This window comes from Acinetobacter sp. YH12070 (genome assembly GCF_013419625.1).
GTDB lineage: Bacteria > Pseudomonadota > Gammaproteobacteria > Pseudomonadales > Moraxellaceae > Acinetobacter > Acinetobacter amyesii.
In genome coordinates this window covers 1-5,571 of record NZ_VOZT01000100.1, presented here as the reverse complement: position 1 = coordinate 5,571, position 5,571 = coordinate 1, and the positions used below count along the sequence as shown (strand labels likewise).

The window sequence follows — 5,571 nt, the reverse complement described above, 5'->3', positions numbered from 1 at the left end:
ATATATATCGTTGGCAGAAGAAATTATTTAGACCAATTATCAAAAACTTCATTGATGACTTTATTCTCGATAAAAATCATCTGCTACCACAGAGAATCTATAAATGATAGTGCGTAAGTCCTATAAATATTATGCAGTGCAATTTACCTTAGACTAAAGAATGAGGCGGATTTGCAGCTATTTTTCAAAAAAATTCATATTTAGAGCGAATATTCCAAAGTTAGTGTAACTAAATATTTCAAAAACCCCTATTTTTATATTTAACTATATGAAATATATGAGATTTGGGAAATGGGTTTTCGGCAGTGTAGTATGCCTATCGAACAAAGATGAATTGTCTATGAAAAAGACAACGCAAAAAAATGAAAGACCGAGGGCAGGAACGCTATGAACAACAACTACCGTAAACCGCTGCAAGGCACCCAGCTAGAATACTTCGATGTACGCCAAGCCGTAGAAGATATTCAGCCAGGCGCATACGCAAAACTCCCATATACATCTAAAGTCCTTGCAGAGCAGTTGGTTCGTAAATGCGACCCTGCAATCTTAGAACAATCTTTAAAAGAGCTGATTAACCGCAAACAAGACCACGATTTCCCTTGGTACCCTGCACGTGTGGTGTGCCATGACATCCTCGGTCAAACCGCATTGGTTGACCTTGCAGGCTTGCGTGATGCGATTGCAGACCAAGGCGGCGACCCGTCAAAAGTCAATCCTGTTGTTCCAACGCAGCTGATTGTTGACCATTCTCTAGCAGTAGAATACGGCGGTTTTGACCCTGACGCATTTGAGAAAAACCGCGCGATTGAAGACCGCCGTAACGAAGACCGTTTCCATTTCATTGAATGGACCAAAACAGCCTTTGAAAATGTCGATGTGATCCCTGCGGGCAACGGTATCATGCATCAAATTAACTTGGAGAAAATGTCTCCAGTGATTCAAAACCGTGAAGGTGTCGCATTCCCAGATACTTGCGTGGGTACAGACTCACATACGCCGCATACTGATGCCTTGGGCGTAATTTCTGTCGGTGTCGGAGGACTCGAAGCTGAAAACGTGATGCTGGGACGTGCATCTTGGATGCGTCTGCCAGACATCATTGGTGTAGAACTGGTGGGCCAGCGTCAAGCGGGCATTACTGCAACTGATATCGTGTTAGCGCTTACAGAATTCTTGCGTAAAGAACGTGTAGTCGGTGCGTATTTAGAATTCTTTGGTGAAGGTGCTGACAGCATGTCAGTGGGTGACCGTGCGACGATCTCAAACATGACCCCTGAATATGGTGCAACGGCTGCGATGTTCTACATTGACCAAAACACCATTGATTACCTGACATTGACAGGCCGTGAAGCGGATCAAGTGAAATTGGTTGAAACCTATGCCAAAGAAATTGGTCTTTGGGCGTCGGATATGACAGCGGCAGAATACCCGCGTGTACTACGTTTTGATTTATCACAAGTCACTCGTAATATTGCAGGTCCATCGAACCCGCATGCGCGTGTATCGACGGCTGACTTAAAAGCCAAAGGCATTGCAGGAAACTTAGAAGCAGCACGTGCGCAAGAAGCAGAAGGTTTAATGCCAGATGGCGCGGTGATTATTGCTGCCATTACCTCTTGTACCAATACCTCTAACCCCCGTAATACCGTTGCGGCAGGTTTGTTGGCACGTAAAGCAAATGAATTAGGTTTAGTGCGTAAACCTTGGGTGAAATCATCATTTGCACCTGGTTCTAAAGCAGCCGCTTTATACCTAGAAGAAGCAGGTGTACTCGGTGATTTAGAAAAACTGGGCTTTGGTATCGTGGCATATGCATGTACCACGTGTAATGGTATGTCAGGTGCGCTCGATCCAGTGATTCAGCAAGAAATTATTGATCGTGATTTGTACGCAACTGCGGTACTTTCAGGTAACCGTAACTTCGATGGTCGTATCCATCCTTATGCAAAACAAGCGTTCTTGGCTTCGCCTCCACTCGTTGTGGCGTATGCCATTGCAGGGACGATTCGTTTTGATATCGAAACCGATTCACTGGGTAATGACAAAGACGGTAATCCAATTTACTTAAAAGACATTTGGCCGTCTGATGCTGAAATTGATGCATTGGTGAAAGAAGCGGTTAAACCTGAACAGTTTAAGAAAGTGTATATCCCAATGTTTGACTTGGGTGAGCGTGAAAAAGCGGCAAGCCCGTTATACGACTGGCGTCCGCAAAGTACTTATATCCGCCGTCCGCCGTATTGGGAAGGGGCTTTGGCTGCACCGCGTACACTTGCAAATATGCGTCCGCTTGCGATCTTGCCTGACAATATCACCACTGACCATTTATCGCCTTCAAATGCGATCATGATGGATTCGGCAGCGGGTGAGTACCTGCATAAAATGGGCGTGCCTGAAGAAGACTTTAACTCATACGCAACCCACCGTGGCGACCATTTGACTGCACAACGTGCAACATTTGCTAACCCGAAATTGTTTAATGAAATGGTGGTTCGTTCTGACGGTACGATCAAGCAAGGTTCAAAAGCGCGCGTAGAGCCAGAAGGCGAAGTGATGCGTATGTGGGAAGCGATCGAAACTTATATGAATCGTAAGCAGCCGCTGATCATCATTGCAGGTAAGGACTACGGTCAAGGTTCGAGCCGTGACTGGGCTGCTAAAGGTGTGCGCCTTGCAGGTGTAGAAGTGATCGTGGCAGAAGGTTTTGAGCGTATTCACCGTACTAACTTAGTAGGTATGGGCGTGCTGCCGCTTGAGTTTAAAACGGGTACAGACCGTAAAACTTTGAAGCTGGATGGTACTGAGCTGTATAGCGTGATTGGCAATATCGCGCCGCGTTCTGACCTGACTTTGGTGGTTGAGCGTTCGACGGCAGACGGCAAAAATGAAATTATTAAAGTGCCTGTGACTTGCCGTTTGGATACCGAAGAAGAAGTGCATGTGTATGAAGCGGGCGGTGTGTTGCAGCGTTTTGCACAGGACTTTTTAGAAGGGAATGTGGCTTGATGTAATTCTTTAAATCCACCCCTTACGGAATATATTCCTCACCTTTGAAAAAGGAGGGAGTTCCCCTTTTTAAAAGATGAGAAGTATTACTTCGCAAGGGGGAGATTAAAGTATTTGATATTGTTTAAAAAAGACCCTACATTGATGTAGGGTTTTTTTGAGTTGGGAATATGAAGTTTACTAAAGAGATAAAAGTTCAATTAGAAAGAATATTTCAAGATTTCAAATTAACAGATCCTTCATCTGAAACTAAATTAGATGAAAAAACAGTAATATCTATTTCTCGTGAAGATTTTCCAGTAGAGTCTATACTCTTATTTACTCTTCATAAAATATGTGGATTTAGAACAATATCCAGATGGGATAAAATGCATTGGGGGATAATTTTTGAATATAAAGGTGCAGTAAATTTAATTAGCTCTCACAAATTTGGTTTAAGATTGTATAGTGAACGAATAGCAGATGTTGAGGCTATTCAGAAAGAATTAATTAATAAATTAAAGAAAAATATTAAGTTTATTGAAAAGAATATTTTGAATCAGTATGCAGAAAATCAAGTTGCATTAAATAATTTTACAATTCCAAATCTTTTCCATAAATTAAGTGGTCAATATTATTATTTTCGCGACCAATCTAAAAAAAATTTTAAAAAAGAAATTGATAACGTTATTAAGAATAAAGACTTTTCTAGCATGTTGAATACATTTTTTGCTAAAAGAGATTTAGAGCAGTACGCAGTGTATAACTCCTTGGCAATGATTGATTCATATTTTAGTCGGTTAGAACATATTTTAGTGCTTGCATTGCCTTTTTCAGAAAATAAGAAGGAATATGATATTAAGAAATTTATTGGTGAGTTTTGGTCTAAAAAATACAGTGAAGTTTTTGACTTAAGTAATCCAAATAGTAAAAGAATACATGATGAACTCACTTTAATTAAAGAGAAGTATAGGAATACTTTTGCTCATGGTGGTTTTGAAAAGAAAGGGCAATCATTTCATTTTCATTTAGAAAATTATGGAGTAGTTCCTGCGACAATGTCAGATTATAAAGATAGTGTTCACTTTAACTTTATACCGCTGAATGAAAGTGAATTTGAAAATATTTGTCTTTTTTTTGATGAAGTAGATAATTTTTTTAAAGAAAACTTAGAGGTTGCATGGATGTTTTGTAATAGTGGCTTAGATCTAGTAATGGATGATAAATCGCTCTCACAACTGCTAAAGAAAGCAGAGGATATAGATGTTTTTGGAGACTGGCTAGATAGTGAGAATGAGCACTTATGTAATTATATCAATGCTAATTATTAACATTAAAAACTCACACTGATTTTTACAAGATATTTATATTTTTGATTGAAAAACACTCAATAAATACCTATCATAAGATATATATCAAAACTGATGGAGTAGCCCTATGACTACCGCAAAAGTTTTTATGACAGGTCGCAGCCAAGCTATTCGCTTACCCAAAGAATTTCGCTTTGAAGGCAAAGAAGTTGAAATATTCCGCCGTGGTGACGAAGTCATATTGCGTGAAAAACCGGTCACAGCAGATCAATTATTTAAAGTTTTGGCACAAATGCCAGACGACTTTTATGCAGAAACAAGAGTGGATGAACCACCGCAAGAACGAGAAGAGTTCTAATGCCAACACAATATTTATTAGATACCAATATTTGTATTTATATCACCAAGCATCAACCCGAAATTGTCCGTCAGCATTTTGAAAAACATTTAACTGACGGCAATATTTTTATTTCAGTGATTACTTTGGGGGAACTTCGCTTTGGTGCGGAAAAAAGCCAATGGAAAGACAAAGCTTTCAAAGTTATCGATGAATTAACTTCAATCATTCCTGTTATAGAGTTAGATGAACACACCGCCGTACACTATGCTCAAATTCGAAAACAGTTAGCGCTTCAGGGGCAAATAATTGGCAATAACGATTTATGGCTAGCTGCTCATGCACGATCAAATAATTGGGTCATGGTCACAAACAATGAAAAAGAATTTCTGCGTGTAGACGAACTGCAAGTAGAAAACTGGCTCAGCAAATCGCTGTAAACCCACCAAAATTTCCTTTCGAAATTATGCTTTGCCTAAATGCCATTATCAATTGTCGAAATGACCAATAGACATTCATCACAAGAGGGTTATACTGAATCTACCATTTCTAAAAACACATGGAGAACAAAAATGGTTACTGCTGGTCAAAAACCCGGAACAGGCTTCTATTTTTGTGTTCAATGCGGACACCGCGTCTACTTAGAAATTGGTACTGATCGTTTACCACCGTGTACCAAATGCCAAGGCAATCAATTTAACAATAAGAATGCCTAAGCTGCAAAACACTAACAGTTATCCGCTGTTTAGAAAGAAAAGCCCTATCACTCGATAGGGCTTTTTGCTAACGTATAACACTGCATATATAAAAACAAAGGCTCTAGACTAGCAGAATAGATATGTTAGTCTAGAATCATGATAGAAAACAGTAAATTAAGTCACTATAAGATTAAAAAAATTATTCAGTGCTTTTGCATTGATATTCCTGCTTCTAAAACAG

At 39.7% G+C, this 5,571-nt stretch carries 5 protein-coding genes and 2 pseudogenes; all 7 read left to right on the top strand.

The genetic code is table 11. The features are described 5' to 3' along the window. Positions 1-107 (top strand): annotated as a pseudogene (locus FTU17_RS16650) (IS701 family transposase); the annotation flags it as partial. 280 nt (positions 108-387) lie between these two features. After that, complete coding sequence (gene acnD / locus FTU17_RS16645) at positions 388-3,006, top strand: Fe/S-dependent 2-methylisocitrate dehydratase AcnD (protein ID WP_180136063.1); 2,619 nt, start codon at positions 388-390, stop codon at positions 3,004-3,006. Between the two features lie 170 nt (positions 3,007-3,176). Next, complete coding sequence (locus FTU17_RS17635; RefSeq protein WP_228144743.1) at positions 3,177-4,316, top strand: hypothetical protein; 1,140 nt, start codon at positions 3,177-3,179, stop codon at positions 4,314-4,316. Positions 4,317-4,422: 106 nt separating this feature from the next. After that, the gene (locus FTU17_RS16635; protein WP_078191134.1) at positions 4,423-4,653 is read left to right on the top strand and encodes an antitoxin; all 231 of its coding nucleotides are present in this window, start codon (positions 4,423-4,425) and stop codon (positions 4,651-4,653) included. Beyond that, positions 4,653-5,072, top strand: coding sequence for a type II toxin-antitoxin system VapC family toxin (locus FTU17_RS16630; RefSeq protein WP_180136061.1), 420 nt, complete (start codon positions 4,653-4,655; stop codon positions 5,070-5,072). The genes FTU17_RS16635 and FTU17_RS16630 overlap by 1 nt, the downstream gene beginning before the upstream one ends. Positions 5,073-5,111: 39 nt before the next feature. Beyond that, positions 5,112-5,348 carry a hypothetical protein gene (locus FTU17_RS16625; protein ID WP_143221616.1) on the top strand — a complete coding sequence of 79 codons (237 nt, stop codon included), beginning with the start codon at positions 5,112-5,114 and terminating at the stop codon, positions 5,346-5,348. 138 nt (positions 5,349-5,486) lie between these two features. Beyond that, a pseudogene (locus tag FTU17_RS16620) lies at positions 5,487-5,571 on the top strand (IS1595 family transposase); the annotation flags it as partial.

Coding starts and splice junctions, on each gene's coding strand:
- FTU17_RS16625 (WP_143221616.1), top strand. CDS start 5,112: ATGCCATTATCAATTGTCGAAATGACCAATAGACATTCATCACAAGAG.
- FTU17_RS17635 (WP_228144743.1), top strand. CDS start 3,177: ATGAAGTTTACTAAAGAGATAAAAGTTCAATTAGAAAGAATATTTCAA.
- acnD (WP_180136063.1), top strand. CDS start 388: ATGAACAACAACTACCGTAAACCGCTGCAAGGCACCCAGCTAGAATAC.
- FTU17_RS16630 (WP_180136061.1), top strand. CDS start 4,653: ATGCCAACACAATATTTATTAGATACCAATATTTGTATTTATATCACC.
- FTU17_RS16635 (WP_078191134.1), top strand. CDS start 4,423: ATGACTACCGCAAAAGTTTTTATGACAGGTCGCAGCCAAGCTATTCGC.